The organism is uncultured Phyllobacterium sp. (assembly GCF_902479695.1).
In the GTDB taxonomy this organism is placed as follows: Bacteria; Pseudomonadota; Alphaproteobacteria; order Rhizobiales; family Rhizobiaceae; genus Phyllobacterium; species Phyllobacterium calauticae.
On sequence record NZ_CABSQF010000007.1, the window covers coordinates 112,463 to 128,945 of the forward strand.

16 protein-coding genes are annotated in these 16,483 nt (G+C 57.9%); 9 read left to right on the plus strand and 7 right to left on the minus strand.

Annotation, left to right across the window (positions count from 1 at the left end; all coding sequences use genetic code 11):
• Positions 1-58: 58 nt before the first annotated feature.
• The 4 genes from RDL77_RS06605 to RDL77_RS06620 form a co-directional block, all read right to left on the minus strand.
• On the minus strand, positions 59-379 hold the full coding sequence (locus RDL77_RS06605) for a DUF982 domain-containing protein (protein ID WP_288192247.1): 321 nt from the start codon (positions 377-379) through the stop codon (positions 59-61).
• 41 nt (positions 380-420) lie between these two features.
• The gene (locus tag RDL77_RS06610; protein ID WP_288192248.1) at positions 421-1,092 is read right to left on the minus strand and encodes a hypothetical protein; all 672 of its coding nucleotides are present in this window, start codon (positions 1,090-1,092) and stop codon (positions 421-423) included.
• A gap of 329 nt (positions 1,093-1,421) precedes the next feature.
• Positions 1,422-2,747 carry a diguanylate cyclase gene (locus RDL77_RS06615; protein WP_288192249.1) on the minus strand — a complete coding sequence of 442 codons (1,326 nt, stop codon included), beginning with the start codon at positions 2,745-2,747 and terminating at the stop codon, positions 1,422-1,424.
• 46 nt (positions 2,748-2,793) lie between these two features.
• Entirely contained in the window at positions 2,794-3,552 is a 759-nt protein-coding gene (locus RDL77_RS06620; protein ID WP_223614896.1) for a transporter substrate-binding domain-containing protein, read from the minus strand.
• 275 nt (positions 3,553-3,827) lie between these two features.
• Between RDL77_RS06620 and RDL77_RS06625 the strand changes: the two genes are divergently transcribed.
• The 4 genes from RDL77_RS06625 (at position 3,828) to RDL77_RS06640 (ending at position 8,916) form a co-directional block, all read left to right on the plus strand.
• Positions 3,828-5,918, plus strand: a complete 2,091-nt coding sequence (locus RDL77_RS06625) for a bifunctional diguanylate cyclase/phosphodiesterase (RefSeq protein WP_288192250.1) — start codon at positions 3,828-3,830, stop codon at positions 5,916-5,918.
• Between the two features lie 163 nt (positions 5,919-6,081).
• Entirely contained in the window at positions 6,082-7,098 is a 1,017-nt protein-coding gene (locus tag RDL77_RS06630) for an ABC transporter substrate-binding protein (RefSeq protein ID WP_223614898.1), read from the plus strand.
• Positions 7,099-7,201: 103 nt separating this feature from the next.
• A complete protein-coding gene (locus RDL77_RS06635; RefSeq protein WP_223614899.1) occupies positions 7,202-8,020 on the plus strand; it encodes an ABC transporter ATP-binding protein in 819 nt (272 codons plus the stop codon).
• Between the two features lie 17 nt (positions 8,021-8,037).
• A complete protein-coding gene (locus tag RDL77_RS06640; RefSeq protein WP_223614900.1) occupies positions 8,038-8,916 on the plus strand; it encodes an ABC transporter permease in 879 nt (292 codons plus the stop codon).
• Positions 8,917-8,932: 16 nt separating this feature from the next.
• On the opposite strand, the gene RDL77_RS06645 is transcribed toward RDL77_RS06640, so the two are convergent.
• Positions 8,933-10,375 carry a sensor histidine kinase gene (locus RDL77_RS06645; RefSeq protein ID WP_223614901.1) on the minus strand — a complete coding sequence of 481 codons (1,443 nt, stop codon included), beginning with the start codon at positions 10,373-10,375 and terminating at the stop codon, positions 8,933-8,935.
• Positions 10,365-11,033: a response regulator gene (locus RDL77_RS06650; RefSeq protein ID WP_105733521.1), complete on the minus strand. Its 669-nt coding sequence runs from the start codon at positions 11,031-11,033 to the stop codon at positions 10,365-10,367. Before RDL77_RS06650 ends, RDL77_RS06645 begins: the two co-directional genes overlap by 11 nt.
• A 236-nt stretch (positions 11,034-11,269) precedes the next feature.
• On the opposite strand from RDL77_RS06650, the gene RDL77_RS06655 reads away from it, so the two are divergent.
• Positions 11,270-12,256: a DUF1402 family protein gene (locus RDL77_RS06655; RefSeq protein ID WP_288192251.1), complete on the plus strand. Its 987-nt coding sequence runs from the start codon at positions 11,270-11,272 to the stop codon at positions 12,254-12,256.
• An 11-nt stretch (positions 12,257-12,267) separates the two neighbouring features.
• On the opposite strand, the gene RDL77_RS06660 is transcribed toward RDL77_RS06655, so the two are convergent.
• Complete coding sequence (locus RDL77_RS06660; protein WP_288192252.1) at positions 12,268-12,981, minus strand: transglutaminase-like cysteine peptidase; 714 nt, start codon at positions 12,979-12,981, stop codon at positions 12,268-12,270.
• 252 nt (positions 12,982-13,233) lie between these two features.
• On the opposite strand from RDL77_RS06660, the gene RDL77_RS06665 reads away from it, so the two are divergent.
• The 4 genes from RDL77_RS06665 (at position 13,234) to RDL77_RS06680 (ending at position 16,398) form a co-directional block, all read left to right on the plus strand.
• Positions 13,234-13,800 (plus strand): DUF4337 family protein, encoded by a 567-nt coding sequence (locus RDL77_RS06665; RefSeq protein ID WP_288192253.1) that lies wholly within the window; start codon positions 13,234-13,236, stop codon positions 13,798-13,800.
• A gap of 93 nt (positions 13,801-13,893) precedes the next feature.
• Entirely contained in the window at positions 13,894-14,172 is a 279-nt protein-coding gene (locus RDL77_RS06670) for a metal/formaldehyde-sensitive transcriptional repressor (protein WP_223614905.1), read from the plus strand.
• On the plus strand, positions 14,169-15,113 hold the full coding sequence (gene dmeF, locus RDL77_RS06675; RefSeq protein ID WP_288192254.1) for a CDF family Co(II)/Ni(II) efflux transporter DmeF: 945 nt from the start codon (positions 14,169-14,171) through the stop codon (positions 15,111-15,113). The genes RDL77_RS06670 and dmeF overlap by 4 nt, the downstream gene beginning before the upstream one ends.
• Positions 15,114-15,429: 316 nt before the next feature.
• Positions 15,430-16,398, plus strand: coding sequence for a hypothetical protein (locus RDL77_RS06680; RefSeq protein WP_288192255.1), 969 nt, complete (start codon positions 15,430-15,432; stop codon positions 16,396-16,398).
• Positions 16,399-16,483 lie beyond the last annotated feature (85 nt).

Sequence of the window (16,483 nt, forward strand, 5' to 3'; positions counted from 1 at the left end):
ATGCGCAATAGGCATGGCACCGCAATTTACCGCGACCATAACGATCAGGCGAGGCAGGCTAATGCTGAGGTTTGACCTCAAGGAAAATGCCGGCCTCGCGTGCCGCATCGACAAATGCACGCCGGGCCTTGTGGGCTGGTTTCCACCCATCAAGGGCGTCCATACAGGATTGGAGTGCCTTCCGGTATTTGGGGCCGTGATTGCGCGGCCAGTGGATTTTGAGACATTCTACCGCTTCCCATGTGCTGTAGATCATCCTCTGTCCCGCAATGCCCAATCGTACTGCAACGGGGACAGAAAAACGTTTTTCACTCATCTCTTCCTCTTTTCCATCGCATGATTCCAACGTCTCGATGATCGCAGGATTTTGGGGCAGCAATGAGTCATCCCTGCCGCAACCGGCGTTCCGGCATGCTTGGGTCAGAGCGATGTGGGGACATCGCCATGATCCACCCTGCGTGAGAATTCCGTTTCCAGGCCCTGTGCAAGCCGTGCCGCCTGACCGATCCAGTCTTCCCGTTCAATGCGTCCGGGAAAGGCGAGGTAGCTCCCGACCCATTCCGCATTCTGATGGTTCCACGCCGCGATCTGGCTGAACGTCCAGATGCCGAGCTCGTTGAGTTTGATCTCGTTGGTATGGCCGACGCCTGCTATCCGTTTCAGATTGTCAGGGGTCGCAACCCTGTCGATTGACGGCGGGCGCTGTCCGGGATGACCGTCGCTGGCCAGAGCCGTTGCGGCCGGCGCGGCGGCAACCGGTGCCGCCGCCGGGGCCATGGCGGGTTGCAGTTGGACAGCCGGTTCGGCGGCGCGCAGACTTGCCAGCCAGCTGCCGGCGAAATAACCGACGATGTAGCTGCCGACAAGCAGCAGAGCCGCTTCCAGATACTGCCCGGCAAGACCCGGCAGCCATTTCAGCACCGCGACGACGAGGCCGACGACGAAGAGCAGGCAAAGCAGTCTAAGCCAGCTTGGCCAGGAAACCGGCCGCCATGCCTGGACCGATCGCTGGAAGGTCATGAAACCCACTGCGATGCCCAGAAGAAGCGCAATCAACATCCAAGGCCAGTACGTCGAAAGTAGATAGGTCATTGCCGTTCTCTCCTATTTGACAGAGAATTCGATCGGGCGATCAAGCGCCTTGCCTATATCAGTATCGTTCGATGCAATCGGATATGGGGAACCGAGGTCGACGGCAGTCAGCCGCTCGGGTGATAGGTCGGCATTTGCCAGGCAAGTGGTGCTGGCCTTTGTCACTTTGAGGGCCGACTCATCGCTTTGTCCTCGGATGAATAAAACCTTAAGTTGCAGCGACAACCTATACGTTTCCGCGCCTTCTTTCTAGTGACGCAATTTGTCCGGATTCTTCCCGATTGATCCACACAGCGTCAGAACGGCGCGTTGGCTGCCCGGTTATCGGCTCAAGCGACGATCGGCACGGCAATGTCGTGTCCGGCGATTGCCTTGACATTGTTCCGGCCGCTGTGTTTTGCCCGGTACAGCGCTTTGTCGGCATTTTCCAGAATCTGTTCCGAACTGTCGAAAACGCCGCTTCGCATCGACGCGACGCCAAGGCTGGCGGTCATTCTTATGATGTCGTCCTGCGGGGCCTTGATACGCAGGCTGCTGATCGAGGTCCGGATGGCCTCTGCCACGCAGACACCGTCTTCCAGGCTGCAGGCGGGAAGAACAAGTGCAAATTCTTCTCCGCCATACCGCGCGATATGACATACCCGGTCCGAGCAGACGCCGCTGAGGACGCTGGCGGCGGCTTTGAGACACGTATCACCGGCCTGATGGCCGTAGCGGTCATTGATGGACTTGAAGTGATCGAGATCGACCATGACGATGGCCAGATCATCGCCCCGCTCGACGGATGTGTTGAACGCCTCGACGAGCTTTCGCTCAAAACTGCGCCTGTTGGCGAGCCGGGTCAGGCCATCCTCCTCGGACAGGGTGTGCAGAATGGTGTTGGTCTCCAACAGGTCGCGTGACACCCGGCCATAGGCCTGAATGGCATCGAAAATGGTGGAAAGTTCGCGGAACAGGGGATGGCGGAACTTGACGTCGCCCGCTTCCTGCCGGTCAATCGACCCGAGATAGTTGATCGCCGTATGGATGGGGGCAATGATGTGGCGGGCCACAACGAACAGCGCGCCGATGGCGATTATCACCGGGAGTATCAGGATGACGATCCATGCCAGCTGGATCATCCTGGCGGTCTTCTGAATATCGCCCGACATCGCATAGGCGAGCGCTGCGGCGTCCGTCGTCAGGTCCTGTGTCAAGCTGTCCGTCAGATGCATGGCCGATTGATAGGCCTCGAGCGCCTGCTTATCCAGCTGTGCGGCGGAAATCCCTTCGGTTTTCGTTTGGGCCAGTGTCTCGCTTCGCCTGATCTGTTCCCGCTTGGCAATGATGCGCTTTACCTGTTCGGCGACTTCCAGCACCTTGTCGGCCAGTTGCGCATTGTTATCCAGGGTGAAGCTTCTGGCGAGGACATGGGTCTGCAGCTGCACCTGCCGTTCCAGTTCGCGATCCCGGGCGAGATAGGCTGAGCGGACAAGCGAGGCCAGCCGTTCGATCTTCAGGGCATTGCGGTTCTGGGCCAGGACGAGCGGCAGCTGGTTTTCCTGCGCGTAATCGGCGTTGCTTTCGATCTTTTGCAGCAGGAAGAATGAATAGCCGGCCGCCGCAACGGCATAGACGAGGACAAGCGCAATCAGGAGCTGACCTGCAGCCCGCATCGAAATTTGCATTCCCTGAAAAGGATTACGCATGTCGGGTAACGGCCTAATAGATGCTGAAGGGAAAGTAGTTGTTGTTGATCCGGTCATAGGTTCCGTTGAGCCGGATCTGGCTCAACGCCTCGTTGACCTGCTGGATAAGCTCGGTATTGCCCTTCGAGGCCGTCACATGCGATGTGCTGCGCAGGAGATCGCTGGTGAGCGGATCACCGACATAGTCGAACCTGGAGTTTTCGGGTGACTGCAGAAAGGCAAGCAATTCTATCGAGTCCGCCAGCATCAGCTCGACACTGCCGGAGGTCAGCAGTTTCTGAGCGGAGGGCTGATCCGCGGCCAGAATGATCGTGCTTTCGGGGTAGACTTTCTTGAGATATTCAGCCTGCATCGTATCCTTGCCGGCGCCGATTTTAATGCCCTTCAAGGCAGCGGGGGAAATGTCGTGGAATTTCTGCGGATCGCCGGCAAAAGCCGAATGGGAACGGTAGTAGGGCGTGGAAAATTCCATGCGCTTCGCGCGTTCATCGGTCAGCGACATGCTGGCAACCACGAGATCGTATTCGTGCTGTTCAAGCCGCGTGATGATCTCCACCCACGGCACCGTGACGATTGAGCAGTTTGCGTCCATCTCCTTGCAGAGGGCATGGGCGATTTCAACGTCGAAACCGGTCAGCTTGCCAGAGGCATCGATGAAATTGAAGGGCGGGTAGGCGCCCTCGGTCGCTATTCTCAGTGTCTGCTTTTCCGCCGAAGCCATACCGCCGAGCGAAACCAAAGCTGCAATTGCAAGAGCCAATACTGATTTCATCTTGTGTGCCCCAAATAGCATTTTGAACCATTTGGTTGCCTCGAAATGAATAAAGTGTAACCGGCGCCCCGCGATGTCGCGACATGATTTATTTTGATTGAACAGCTCAAGTTCAAATTTAGAAAAACCGGCTTCAGCGGGACGTTTGTGTGCCGCCCGTGGGGTGAGCTGGAAATCAACCCAATAATAACCTGATCCGTTAATTCAACATCAAGTGTTTGTCCGTAGTGGAAGACCACGGGAGGATGCAAACAGGGACAGAGAGAACCGTAATCATGATGTTGGTGATGGCGTGTATCGGCGGAAAACACAACATTTGGCTTGTTCTCCTTGCGGCTTTCGTTTGCGTATCGGGTTCATGGGCGATCTTCCGCCTGTTCCAGCGGGCGGCGACTACAACGGGCCCGGAAAAAATCGGATGGCACTTCCTGACGGCAACGGCGGCGGGATCGGCGATCTGGTGTACCCACTTCATCGCCATGCTGGCCTATGATCCGGGAGCGCCCGTCGCCTTCGATGCCGTCCTGACCATCGTTTCGCTTCTGGTCGCAATCGGCGGGGCGCTGGTAAGCTTCGTCATAGCTACGAGCGGATCGGGCCGGCTGCCTTCCATCGTCGGCGGTTCGCTGTTGGGTGTATCCATCGCAGCCATGCATTACACCGGCATGTTCGCCTATCGCGTCCAGGGTATCGTCGATTGGGACATGACCTATCTGATGGCCTCGATCGTTCTGTCAGTCGTCCTTTCAGCCGTTTCACTGCACCTTGCCGTCAATGGCAAATTCAACAGGCGATTGGCCGCTGCGTCCGGCGTGCTGGCGCTTGCCATTGTCAGCCTGCATTTTACCGGCATGACGGCGTTCAAAATTACCCCCTTGTCGACGGCGGGTGCGTTCACCGATCATGCGGCCCTGCAGGCCATGGCCCTGGCGATTGCGCTGGTGGGCATGATTGTCGTGGGTACGGGGCTCGTCAGTTACCTCATCGATGACCGTACACGGGCGGATTCGTATCAGCGGCTGCGCCAGATGGCGATGAACGACAATCTGACGGGCCTTCCCAACCGCGCCAGCTTCAATGACCGCCTCGACCGGGAAATCCGCGCCGCCGGCAATACCGGAAACCGGATTGCGCTGGTCTGCATCGATCTCGACCGCTTCAAGGAAATCAACGATGTCCGTGGGCATAGTTCCGGCGATGAGGTTCTGCGCACGCTGGCGCAGCGCATGAGCGATCTGTTGCACGACGGGGAATTTGTCGCACGGCTGGGCGGGGATGAATTTGCCGCCATTCATCACGCGCACAGCGGAGAAGCGCTGAACGGGTTTCTCGCCCGCATTGAAACAGCGATGTTCAAGCCCATCCGCATTGGCGATTTTGACGTGAACCCTGGAGCGAGCATCGGCGTCGCACTCTATCCCGACGATGCCGATACCAAGGAAATGCTGATCAACAATGCCGACCTTGCCATGTATCGCGCCAAGGCCGACCGGACCACGGCAGTCTGCTTCTACGAACAGGGAATGGACGAAACGGTCCGGGCCCGCCGGACATTGGCGGGAGAGCTGCGCGAGGCGCTCGACAACAATGAACTCGACCTGTACTATCAGGTGCAGACCGCTGTTTCGACCGGCGAGGTTCGCGGCTATGAAGTCCTGCTGCGCTGGAAGCATCCGAAGCACGGTTTCATCCCGCCGTCAGAATTCATCCCGCTTGCGGAGGAAACCGGGCTGATCCTGCAACTGGGCGAATGGGTCCTGCGAAGGGCCTGTGCCGCCGCCACATCCTGGACGCCTGCCTACAAGATTGCGGTCAATCTGTCGCCCGTTCAGCTTTCCCATGCCGACTTGCCGAAGCTGATCCATGAAATCCTGCTGGAAACCCAGCTGCCTGCCAGCCGCCTCGAGCTCGAACTCACGGAATCGACGATCATCGCCGATAAGGTCCGGACCCTGCATATCCTGCGCCAAATCAAACAGCTGGGTGTCACCATCGCCCTCGATGATTTCGGAACGGGATATTCGTCGCTTGAAACCCTGCGGTCGTTTCCCTTCGATACGATCAAGCTGGACCGTTCCTTCATGAGCGAAGTCGAGACGAGCCCGCAGGCAAAGGCCATTATTCGCGCGGTTCTCGCGCTGGGCAAGAGCCTCAGCATCCCGGTTCTGGCCGAGGGCATCGAAACGCAGAGCCAGCTGTCGCTTCTGGATGCGGAGGGGTGCGATGCGGCGCAAGGCTTTTATCTGGGCAGGCCCGCCCCGCTGGACCAGATCATGATCAGCGGCCAGATCAGCAGGATTGAAGACGGTATTGCAGCAGAAGTGCCGCTGCCGCAACCAACCACCATTCTGGCATTGTCGGCCTAGAATTTCGCCGTTCCACAGGGGCATCGCAGAACAGAAAAACGGCTTTTCGCCGCTGAAAGCTAACTGAAAGGTTGCGTCGTCTATAGTACCCCTGCATCCATAAGAACACACCCACGGTGTGACAAAGAATTGAGGGTGCGGGAAACAAATCGAGGACGGAACAATGGCACTTTCACGCTCTTTTTTTCACACGGCTTCTTTTGCCGTTTTGATGGCCGCCAGCACATTCGGTGCCGGATCCGCCGCTCATGCCGATGACAAGATCACCATCATGGTGGGCGGCTATGAAAAGCACATTTATTTGCCTGCAAAGCTTGCCGAAGCGCTCGGCTATTTCAAGGACGAAGGCCTGGATGTTGAATTGCTCAACGAACCGGCCGGTGTCGATGCCGAAAACCAGCTGCTGGCAGGCGCCGTCCAGGGCGTTGTCGGTTTCTACGATCACTGCATCGACCTGCAGGCCAAGGGCAAGCTTGTTGAATCGATCGTTCAGTTCAGCCAGGCACCGGGCGAAGTCGAACTGGTTTCGACGAAACACCCCGAGATCAAGTCTGCGGCTGACTTCAAGGGCATGAGCCTCGGCGTCACCGGGCTTGGCTCCTCCACCAATTTCCTCACGCAGTATCTGGCTTTCAAGAGCGGCTTGCAGCCCGGAGAGTTTACATCCGTGCCTGTCGGTGCCGGAGCGACATTCATTGCCGCCATGCAGCAAGACAAGATCCAGGCCGGCATGACAACCGAGCCGACAATCTCGCGCATGCTCAAGACCAAGGAAGCAAGCGTCCTGATCGACATGCGCACGATTGAAAGCACGCGGGCCGCTCTCGGCGGAACCTATCCCGCCGCATCGCTCTATATGGAAACATCGTGGGTCGATGCACACAAGGAAACGACGCAGAAGCTGGCCAATGCCTTCGTCAAGACCTTGAAGTACATCAACACCCACAGTGCGGATGACATTGCCGACAAGATGCCGAAGGATTTCTACGTCGGCGACAAGGAAGGCTATGTAAAGGCGCTTGCCGACGGCAAGGGCATGTTCACCGCAGACGGCGTGATGCCAGCGGACGGTCCGCAGACCGTACTGAACGTTCTGTCGAGCTTTTCCAAGAACGTCAAAGGCAAGCAGATCGATCTTTCCAAGACCTTCACGTCTGAATTCGTGAAAGCTGCCAAATAACCTTTCCGAGCCTATCGCTTCCGGCCGCCAGCGGCTGGAAGCGATCCCTTGGTATCGGGCATTGCGTGCACGCCCGTTATTCAGCACGCCCCAGGTATTTGCCATGAAAGACAATGCATCCCAGACCCCTGCCATTGAATTGATCAATGTCAGCCGTCGCTTCGTTTCACCGACCGGCAAGTCGCTGACTGCCTTGCGCGATTTCAACATGGTGGTCGAACCCGGCGAGTTCGTCGCCGTTGTCGGACCGACAGGTTGCGGCAAGTCCACAACACTCAATCTCGTCACCGGACTTGCCCGGCCAAGCGCCGGCGAAGTGCGCCTCATGGGCGGCCCGGTCAATGGTATCGATCCGAGAGTCGGCTTCGTGTTTCAGACCGACGCGCTGTTCCCGTGGCGCAATGTCATTGACAATGTCATGGCGGGCCCGCTCTTCCGGGGAAAATCCCATGCGGAAGCCACCCGTAGCGCCAGGGACTGGCTCGCCCGTGTCGGGCTGTCCCGCTTCGAGCAGCACTATCCGCACCAGCTTTCGGGCGGCATGCGCAAACGCGTGTCCCTGGCCCAGACTTTCATCAATGAACCTGAAATTCTGTTGATGGACGAGCCGTTCTCGGCGCTGGACGTGCAGACCCGGACCGTGATGCATGAAGAGCTGTTGCGCCTGTGGGCGGAACGCAAGGCCTCGGTCATCTTTGTGACGCACGACCTTGAGGAGGCCGTTGCCCTCGCGGACAAGGTCTATGTGCTGACTGCCGGACCCGCAACGGTGAAATCCGTCTATCCCATCAATCTCCCGCGTCCGCGCGTGGTTGCTGACATTCGCTACGAGCCCCGTTTCATCGAATATTGCCGCACGATCTGGGAAGATCTGCGCGATGAAGTGGAAATGAGCTATCGCCGCGCCAGTCAGGCAGCCTGAACCGGAGGAATTTCATCATGACCGATACCCCATTGGAAAATATCGCTCCGATTTTCCGCGCCGGAACCTCGGATGCAGAAATAGAGGCCGCGGCTCTCAAGGCAATTCGACGCCGCAAACACGCTGTCCTGTTCTGGCGGCTTGTCATCCTGGTCGGCATTCTCGGCGCCTGGGAACTTGCAGCCAACAGACTTTGGATTGATCCGTTTTTCTATTCCAGCCCAAGCGGCATTGTCATGCGCCTGTATGAATGGATCACGGAGGGCACCGCCGAAGGGTCGCTCTGGTTCAATCTGTGGGTCACCATGGAAGAAGCATTGATCGGCTTTTTTGCAGGCTCCATTGCCGGCGTGCTGGTTGGCATCGGCCTTGGCCGCAACCAGTTCCTCTCCGACATTTTCTCGGTTTATATCAAGGCGATCAACTCGATCCCGCGCGTCGTTCTTGCCCCGATCTTCATCATGATCATGGGGCTGGGACTGGCATCCAAAGTCGCGCTGGCCTTCATCATGGTGTTCTTCGTGGTGTTCGCCAACGCGTTTCAGGGCGTGCGCGAAGCCGACCGCAACATGATTGCCAATGCCCGTATTCTCGGGGCGTCCAACTGGCAGGTGACGCGCACGGTGATCGTACCATCGGCGATGAGCTGGATTTTCGCCAGCCTGCACGTCAGCTTCGGCTTTGCCATCATCGGCGCGATCGTTGGTGAATTTGTCGGCGCACGCTTTGGCATCGGTCAGTTGATCTCGATTGCCAAAGGCACATTCGATGCGGCCGGCATGTATGCCGCCATCATCCTGGTGATGCTTGTGACGCTGCTGGCGGAAATGATCATGACCATGATCGAAACCCGGTTGGCAAAGTGGCGCCCGCAACAGCACACCGACATGCAGTAATTCAGCATGCCAGCGATCAAGACAGGACCGGCTCGCTCCGGTCCTGTTTTATTGTTGGCAGCTTGATGTCCACAGTCAATCCTCCGCTCGGGGATGTGCCCAAACTCACCGTACCGTCAGCGCCGTCGACGACTTCCTTGACGATGGCAAGGCCCAGCCCGCTACCCTCGGGCTGCACGTCCATGATGCGGTAGAACCGCTCGAAAACCTTCGCTCTTTCATCGTCGGGTATACCCGGCCCGTTGTCTTCGACACGAAGCTGCACCCATTCATCACCTTTGGAAACGGAAACCGTAACGGTGCCGCCAACCGGCGTGTAGCGCAGGGCATTGTCGATGAGATTGACGATCATCTCGGACAGCATCGGGCCGTCGCCTTCGACGAAAGCCGGTTCGCTTGCCTCGAAACCGAGGTCGATCTGGCGGCGCAAGGCCGTTTCGGCATAGGTGTCGAGGACCTGCCGTGTTGCCGCGGTCATATCAACCCTGTCGCGCCGCGGCCTGCGGCTGCCCGGTTCGGCGCGCGACAATGTCAGCAACTGACTGGCGAGGCGGGCGAGCTGCTTCGTGCTGGACCGGAGAGCCTGCAAGGCCTCGTTGCGGCGGTCGTTGTCCTGTTCCCGCGCGGCAAAGCTTGCCTGGGTCGCGACCAGGGTCAGGGGGGTGCGCAACTGGTGCGCCGCGTTGGAGACGAACCGCCTCTGTGCCGCCATCTGGCTTTGTACGCGCTCCATATAATCGTTGAGGGCGTGGACCAGGGGACGCAGTTCGGTCTGCACGGTTTCGGGGGAAAACGGATCAAGCCGCTCCCGTCCCTGTTCGCGCACCGCATCGCGCAGGCGCAGGACCGGGGTGAGCCCGCGCTGCAGCCCGACAATGGCGACAAAACCGGCGACGAGAACCAGAAGCACCTGTTTGGTGAAATCCGACAGCCAGAGTCTTTGCCGCATTGCCCGTTCGCCATTCAGCGTCACCGCGACCGACACGGACACTTCGGCATCCCGCGCCAGGCCGATCACCGGGTGGTTCAATGTCAGCACGCGTACCGGAGAGTCTCTGAAAACCGCATCTTCGCCCACCTGTTCCTTCTTGGGTTCGGGCAGGTTGTCGAAGCCGGAGACCAGGGTTCCCCATGCTGTCAGCACCCGGTAAAAAACCCGGTCGCCATGGCCGATATCGAACATCTCAAGCGCAGCGGGCGGAATATCCACGGCAACTGTCCCGTTGGTGTCCACCGTCACGGCTTCGGCAATCACCCGGGCGGACGCCAGCAGCAGCTGATCGCTGACCAGATCTGCGGTGGCCTCGGCAGATTGAAAGCTGATGACGAGATTGACGCAGATCACACCGATCAGCGGAAGAACGATCCAGAGCAGAAGCTGGACCCGCAGGCTCTCGCTCAGCCGTTTCCACAAACGGCGGAATTTCGACTGCGTCTGGGGCTTGCCGTCACTCGCCATGGCGCAAAAGATAGCCCATGCCGCGCAATGTCGCGATTTTCACCGAACTGCCTTCCAGCTTCTTGCGTACCCTGTGAACATAAATCTCTATGGCATTTGCATCGGCCAAATCATTGAAACCGAAGACACTTTCGCACAGGACAGTTTTGCTGACCGTCGTCCCCGCCTTGAAGATCAGGTGCTCCAGCACCGCATGCTCGCGCGGTGTCAGCGACATGAGCTTGCCGGACAGAAAGAACTGCCGCGTCCTGCCGTCGAACAGCAATTCACCCAGCTCGATCTCGGGATTAGCCCGGTTATGCCCGCGGCGGAGCTGCGCCCGGATCCGCGCCTCCAGTTCGGCGATCTCGAATGGTTTGGCCAGATAGTCGTCGGCGCCTTCGTCGAGCCCCGCAACCCGGCCGCCAAGGCTTGCATTCGCGGTCAGTATGATGACCGGAACGGTACTGCCGCTCTTGCGCAGGCGTCGCAGCACGGTCATTCCGTCCATTTTGGGCAGGGACAGATCGAGAATGACAAGGGCATAATCGGCGACCCGCAGTGCATGGTCGGCATCCTCGCCGTTATAGACGGTATCGACGGCATAATGGGCCTGCCGCAGCGCCTTATCGAGCCAGGATGCCAAATCACGATTGTCTTCAACGAGGAGTATGCGCATGCGCGTAGGATATACTACGGGTGCAGGAATTTACCAATGTGCCTGGTCTTTTTATGGACAAACATGATTCTTGCATCTCGCCAGCGCAGGGATTCATGATAAGAGCGCCAGGTGTGGAAAAGAGCCGCAGGTGCCGACCCAATCTTTACCACAATCATACCTGCGTGACATTCCTACCTGTATATTTCGAGCGCATGCTTCCCCTATGCTTTCGGTCAAGAATGGAGACGTACTTTATGAGCTTTCCCGCGGTATCTCGCTTGGCCGCAATGCTGGTCATCGGCATTGGCATCGGTAGTTTCCTTGGGCAACCGGCCGATGCTGCCAATGAGGTGCTGGTGCCGCCGGGCAACCGTTCCGAGACGCAGCCACCCATCCCCAAGACATCGGCGGACCGGGCAAAAGCGTTCAACACGACATATGACGAAAAATACAAGCAGATCATTGCGCTGCTCACGCGCGAGACAAAGCTGGTTGCGCAGATCAAGGATGCTGCCCGCGCCTATCACATCGATCCCATTCACATCGTCGGTGCGCTGGTCGGGGAGCATACCTACAATGTCAGTGCCGTCGGCAAGGTGCAGACCTATTATGTCAAGGCGCTGGCCTATGCCAATGCGGACTTCTCCTTCCGGTACAAGGGCGTCACGATCCAGGCTTTTGTCAAAAGGCCGGAATTTGCCGCCTGCGCCGCGCTGACAGCCAGCGCCGAGCTGTGGAATTGCCGCGATCAGGTCTGGGACGACCGGTTTCGCGGCAAGACCGTCGATGACGTGGCCTATGAACCCATTTCACTTCAGCGGGCGTTTTTCCAGCCGTTCTACGGCGGTCAGACGTTTGGCCTCGGTCAGATAAGCCCGCTGGCGGCCCTGGAGGTGACGGACCTTGTCTCGCAGGTCAGCAAACTTCCAAAGCTTTCCCCCGATCAGCCTCAGGCGGTTTATCGCGATGTCATGGATCCCGACCGCAGCGTCGTCTACATCGCGGCAATCGTGCGCGATGCCATCGACGCCTATGCGGCGCAGGGTTTCGACATTTCGAAGAATCCCGGCATCACGGCGACCCTGTACAATGTCGGGCAGCCACGGCGCCGGGCCGCCGAGTTGCGGCAGGCAATCGCAAGCGGCAGCAACCGCAAATATCCGGTCGAAAACTATTATGGCTGGCTGATCAATGAAAAGCTCGATGACCTCGAGGGCATTCTTCAATCGAACGGGCAGTGATCGGCGTCAGATCAGTTTCGTGCCTGAAGGTTTGCGGTGGAGGCTCTTGATGCGTCTCCACGCAGATTGATGGATACCCAGATGTTGGGATTTTGCTGCGACTGACGCTTGAGGAAATTATAGCCGGTGACGTCCCATGGCCGGACCTGGTCAGCCAGGTTGTCGAGGACGAAATCGCCGCGGTCGGTCTTTACCGTCAGGATCGTGTGACCTTCGTCGTTCAAATCGCGCACGATGGTCATGAGCAGCGCCTGCCGCGGAAATCCGGCATCGAGCAGAAGCTTGCGCTTGTAGAGAGCATAAATCTTGCAGTCACCCTTGCCGTCGACCGGGTAATCCCAGTGATCCATCATCGTGCCCCAATGCTCAAGATTGCTCATCGGTTCGATGGAGGCATTCACCTCGCGGTTGATGCGTTCAAGATAATTCCATGTCTCGGCCGTGAGTTTGACATCAGATGCCGGCAGCGGCGAGACATTGCACTCCGCGGGACGCCGGCCGCAAAAATCCACCCAGCCATAGGGAATGCTCGTCTTGCCGCCGGTGGCTGCAGCGCTTGCCGCCAAGGGCTTCGTGCTGCCGGGGATCGCGCCGAACAGGGCCGCGCGGCGCTCGAAGGACACGGAGCGTGCCGTGGCCGCGGTGGACGGATTCGAGGAACCCGCATGCGTCAGCGATGAAAGACCCAGAAACACACAGATCGCAACGCTCAACACACGCAACATTGCCGCTACCCCAACAAACTCTTAACAAGGAGTTAACGCCAAAACGGCTGCCTCAATCAATCAAATGTTAAACAAATGGTTAATGGTCGTCAGTCGCGTTGCAAGGTTTCTCCGCTCGTATCGATCAGCAATGAGGTATAAGTTCCATACGGCATGGGGCGCCGGACAGGGGATGCATGCACGGTTCGCATTCATCACAATTCGAACACACTGCGAGCGATCCCATGGCATCAGGATAATGGGAGAATCTCGATGGAAGAAATCTCGTCTGAAGCATTTGAACACACGGAACATGCCCAGCACGCCCTGCACAGCGAGAATGCCTTTCTCGCCATTGTTGCGGTAACGATTGCGGTTCTTGCAGTCGTCGCTGCGGGCGTCGGCAGTCTGGAAACAATCGAGAGCGGCGGGGCCACCGCGGCCAAGACCCAGGCCGTGCTCTTCCAGAACAAGGCAACGGATAACTGGAATTTCTTCCAGGCCAAGAGCCTCAAGAAAAACATGTACGATATTGCTGCGGCGCAAGGCGGACCAAAGGCGGCCGACTTTGCATCCCAGTCACAGCGCAATGAAGCGGAAAGCCAGGAGATCCAGAAAGCGGCGCGGGATTTCGAGGTCAAATCGGAGGATGCATTGCAGGAAGGCCTCGTCCACGAAGGGCGGCACCATCACCTGACAATCGCAGCGACGTTCCTGCACATAGCGATCGCGGTCGCGACCATTGCCATTATCACCGGCGGCCGCCGCTGGCCCTGGTATGCGTCCATTCTTCTGGGAGTCATCGGCACAATCATAGCCGGCGCGACCTACGCGATCTGATCTGCTTTCCCTCGTTTGATCGTCAGCGCCTCCTATCAAGGGGCGGGCAGAATATGTTGCATCTTTCCATAATATAGGGTAGGGGGGTATATTATGTCACACACAACCAAAGAGAAAGCCAAGCTCCTTGCCCGCGTCCGCCGCCTGAAAGGGCAGATGGAGGCAGTGGAGCGCGCGCTGGAGGCGGAAGTTGCCTGCGGTGAAATCCTCAATCTCGTCGCATCCGTCCGTGGCGCTGTAAACGGCCTGGTTGTCGAGCTGATCGAAGATCACATTCGCATGCATGTGGTCGATCCGGACAAGGACCCCGATGTCGAACGGGCCCAAGGCGCTGCGGAACTCATCGATGTCGTAAGGAAGTATCTCAAATGAAAAATCACCACGCGGCACGGTCGAATACCGGTTCGCACGACCATATATTCCTTGGCCAGAACCACGCGCGCAACGAACGGCGCACATGGATGGTTATCGCCTTGACCACCGTCATGATGATTGCTGAAATTGCCGCCGGAACCGTCTACGGTTCAATGGCGCTGGTGGCGGATGGCTGGCACATGTCAACCCACGCGGCGGCAATGCTGATAGCAGCCTTGGCCTATCTCTATGCGCGAAAGCACGCGCACAATTCGCGTTTCACGTTCGGAACCGGAAAATTCGGTGATCTGGCGGCCTTTGCCAGTGCGGTTGTTCTGGCTCTGATTGCACTGCTGATTGCCTGGGAGAGCTTTGTCAGGCTGGCAAATCCCGTTCCGATCAATTTTCCCCAGGCAATATCGATTGCCGTGGTTGGTCTTGCGGTCAATCTGCTTTCCGCCTGGCTCCTGCGCGATGATCATTCGCATCATGGAGACCATGATCATCATCACGATCATGCTCATGCTCATGCGCACGACAATAACCTTCAAGCGGCCTATATCCACGTGCTCGCTGACGCACTGACTTCGGTGCTGGCTATCGGTGCTCTTGTAACCGCTCGTCTGTATGGATGGCTTTGGCTCGATCCGGCAATCGGCATCATTGGTGCGCTGGTCATCGCCAATTGGTCGTTTGGGCTCATCCGGCGTGCCGGGGGCGTGTTGCTGGACTATGTTCCGTCAAGCGAGGATCTGCCGGAAGAAATCCGTTCGGCCATCGAACGGGAAGGGGATGTGATCACGGATCTGCATGTCTGGCAGCTGGGCCCGGGTCATCACGGCGCCATTGTTTCGCTGGTGAGCGATCATCCGAAAGCACCATCATCCTATCGGGCAAAGCTGTCCCACATTCATGATCTGTCGCATGTGACGGTCGAGGTTGAGCATAAGGCAGCCTGACGACTGCGACAGAATTGATTCCCATGCACCAATGATTCTCATGGGGTTGCCTTTGGAAAGCGTGTATTTCCGAGGCCGGCGTTAACCTTTTCTGGGTACCTGCTTGTAGTGAATAAACGCGCAACAGAAGGCATCGCGCGTTTAGTCCACACTCTTTGAAAGTAGCGGTGCTTAATTGTGTTATTTTTGCCACTCGATGTTTATTCTGTGTGGATTAAGCAGGGAAATACTCTGAACTGACTAGCCTCATTTCAACAAAATATGCATTTTGTGCTGCTTGGGTGCGTGTTCGCACCGGAATGCTGGGGGAGCCACCATGCGTTTTTCCGTGTTGCACACGCGATTTCTGTCTCTTTTTACCACAACCGCACTCATCTCAATTGCCAGTCCGTCCATAGGTTGGGCTGCATGCAGCAGCCTTGCGCCGGTATCGGGCCAGACGGTCACCTGCGATACCTCGGCACCCAATCCCGCGACGGCGGGCGTGCATGCGGTAGCGGGAAGCTCCGGCGTCAAGGTCAACATTGGCAGTGGTGCCCAGTTGAATATTGTCCGCAGCCCCACCGAGAACTCCGGTGTCAGTGTCGTCGATGGCAGCACTGTCGTGAACAACGGCGCGATATCACTGACGGGATCGGGCAGCACGGGACTCAATCGCGGTGCAGGTCTGGTCGGCACCGGAAGCAACAACAGCCTGACCAACAACGGTTCGATCAGCACGACCAACCAATACAATGACGGCATGGCCGCAGACGGCTCCGGCAATACGCTCACAAACAATGGCACGATCACGACAACGGGACCCAACGCTTACGGCATGACGGCCAGTTGGGGGCAGAGCGGCGGCGGATCACCGAACAATACCCTTATCAACAATGGAACGGTTACAACCAACGGAAGCAATGCGCGTGCAGCCTCCATTCTCGGGCAAAACGGAACCGTCATCAATACCGGTACATTGACGACAACCGGCAACAGTGCCCCAACGGTTTACATGCAGGGCACCAATGCCCGTCTCACCAACAGCGGTGTGATTCACGCGCAGGGTGGCGCGGCATCCGGTGGCTTGCCTTCGGACGGCGTGTTTTCGAACACGCTGGGGTCGAGCTTCAACGCGACAATCGAGAATTTGGCTGGCGGTCAAATCATCAGCGATCAGGGCCCCGCGATCCGCACGCTCAACGGCGCGACCAAGATCACGAATGCCGGATTGCTGAGCGGCGGCAATGGTTTCGCCCTGAGCGGCGGCACCGGCAATATCGACTTCACGCTGCAGACAGGCTAAAAAATCATTGGAACCGCCAATGGCGGGGGCGGCAGCAATCAGCTGACCCTTCAGGGGTCGGGGCTGATCGACAACGCCTTTACCA

Bases quoted from the DNA above. Each gene is read 5' to 3' on its own strand.
- RDL77_RS06680 (WP_288192255.1), top strand. From the start codon at position 15,430: ATGCGTTTTTCCGTGTTGCACACGCGATTTCTGTCTCTTTTTACCACA.
- RDL77_RS06670 (WP_223614905.1), top strand. From the start codon at position 13,894: ATGTCACACACAACCAAAGAGAAAGCCAAGCTCCTTGCCCGCGTCCGC.
- RDL77_RS06615 (WP_288192249.1), bottom strand. From the start codon at position 2,747: ATGCGGGCTGCAGGTCAGCTCCTGATTGCGCTTGTCCTCGTCTATGCC.
- RDL77_RS06620 (WP_223614896.1), bottom strand. From the start codon at position 3,552: ATGAAATCAGTATTGGCTCTTGCAATTGCAGCTTTGGTTTCGCTCGGC.
- RDL77_RS06665 (WP_288192253.1), top strand. From the start codon at position 13,234: ATGGAAGAAATCTCGTCTGAAGCATTTGAACACACGGAACATGCCCAG.
- RDL77_RS06640 (WP_223614900.1), top strand. From the start codon at position 8,038: ATGACCGATACCCCATTGGAAAATATCGCTCCGATTTTCCGCGCCGGA.
- RDL77_RS06630 (WP_223614898.1), top strand. From the start codon at position 6,082: ATGGCACTTTCACGCTCTTTTTTTCACACGGCTTCTTTTGCCGTTTTG.
- RDL77_RS06660 (WP_288192252.1), bottom strand. From the start codon at position 12,981: ATGTTGCGTGTGTTGAGCGTTGCGATCTGTGTGTTTCTGGGTCTTTCA.
- RDL77_RS06645 (WP_223614901.1), bottom strand. From the start codon at position 10,375: ATGGCGAGTGACGGCAAGCCCCAGACGCAGTCGAAATTCCGCCGTTTG.
- RDL77_RS06635 (WP_223614899.1), top strand. From the start codon at position 7,202: ATGAAAGACAATGCATCCCAGACCCCTGCCATTGAATTGATCAATGTC.
- RDL77_RS06625 (WP_288192250.1), top strand. From the start codon at position 3,828: ATGATGTTGGTGATGGCGTGTATCGGCGGAAAACACAACATTTGGCTT.
- RDL77_RS06610 (WP_288192248.1), bottom strand. From the start codon at position 1,092: ATGACCTATCTACTTTCGACGTACTGGCCTTGGATGTTGATTGCGCTT.
- RDL77_RS06655 (WP_288192251.1), top strand. From the start codon at position 11,270: ATGAGCTTTCCCGCGGTATCTCGCTTGGCCGCAATGCTGGTCATCGGC.
- RDL77_RS06650 (WP_105733521.1), bottom strand. From the start codon at position 11,033: ATGCGCATACTCCTCGTTGAAGACAATCGTGATTTGGCATCCTGGCTC.
- dmeF (WP_288192254.1), top strand. From the start codon at position 14,169: ATGAAAAATCACCACGCGGCACGGTCGAATACCGGTTCGCACGACCAT.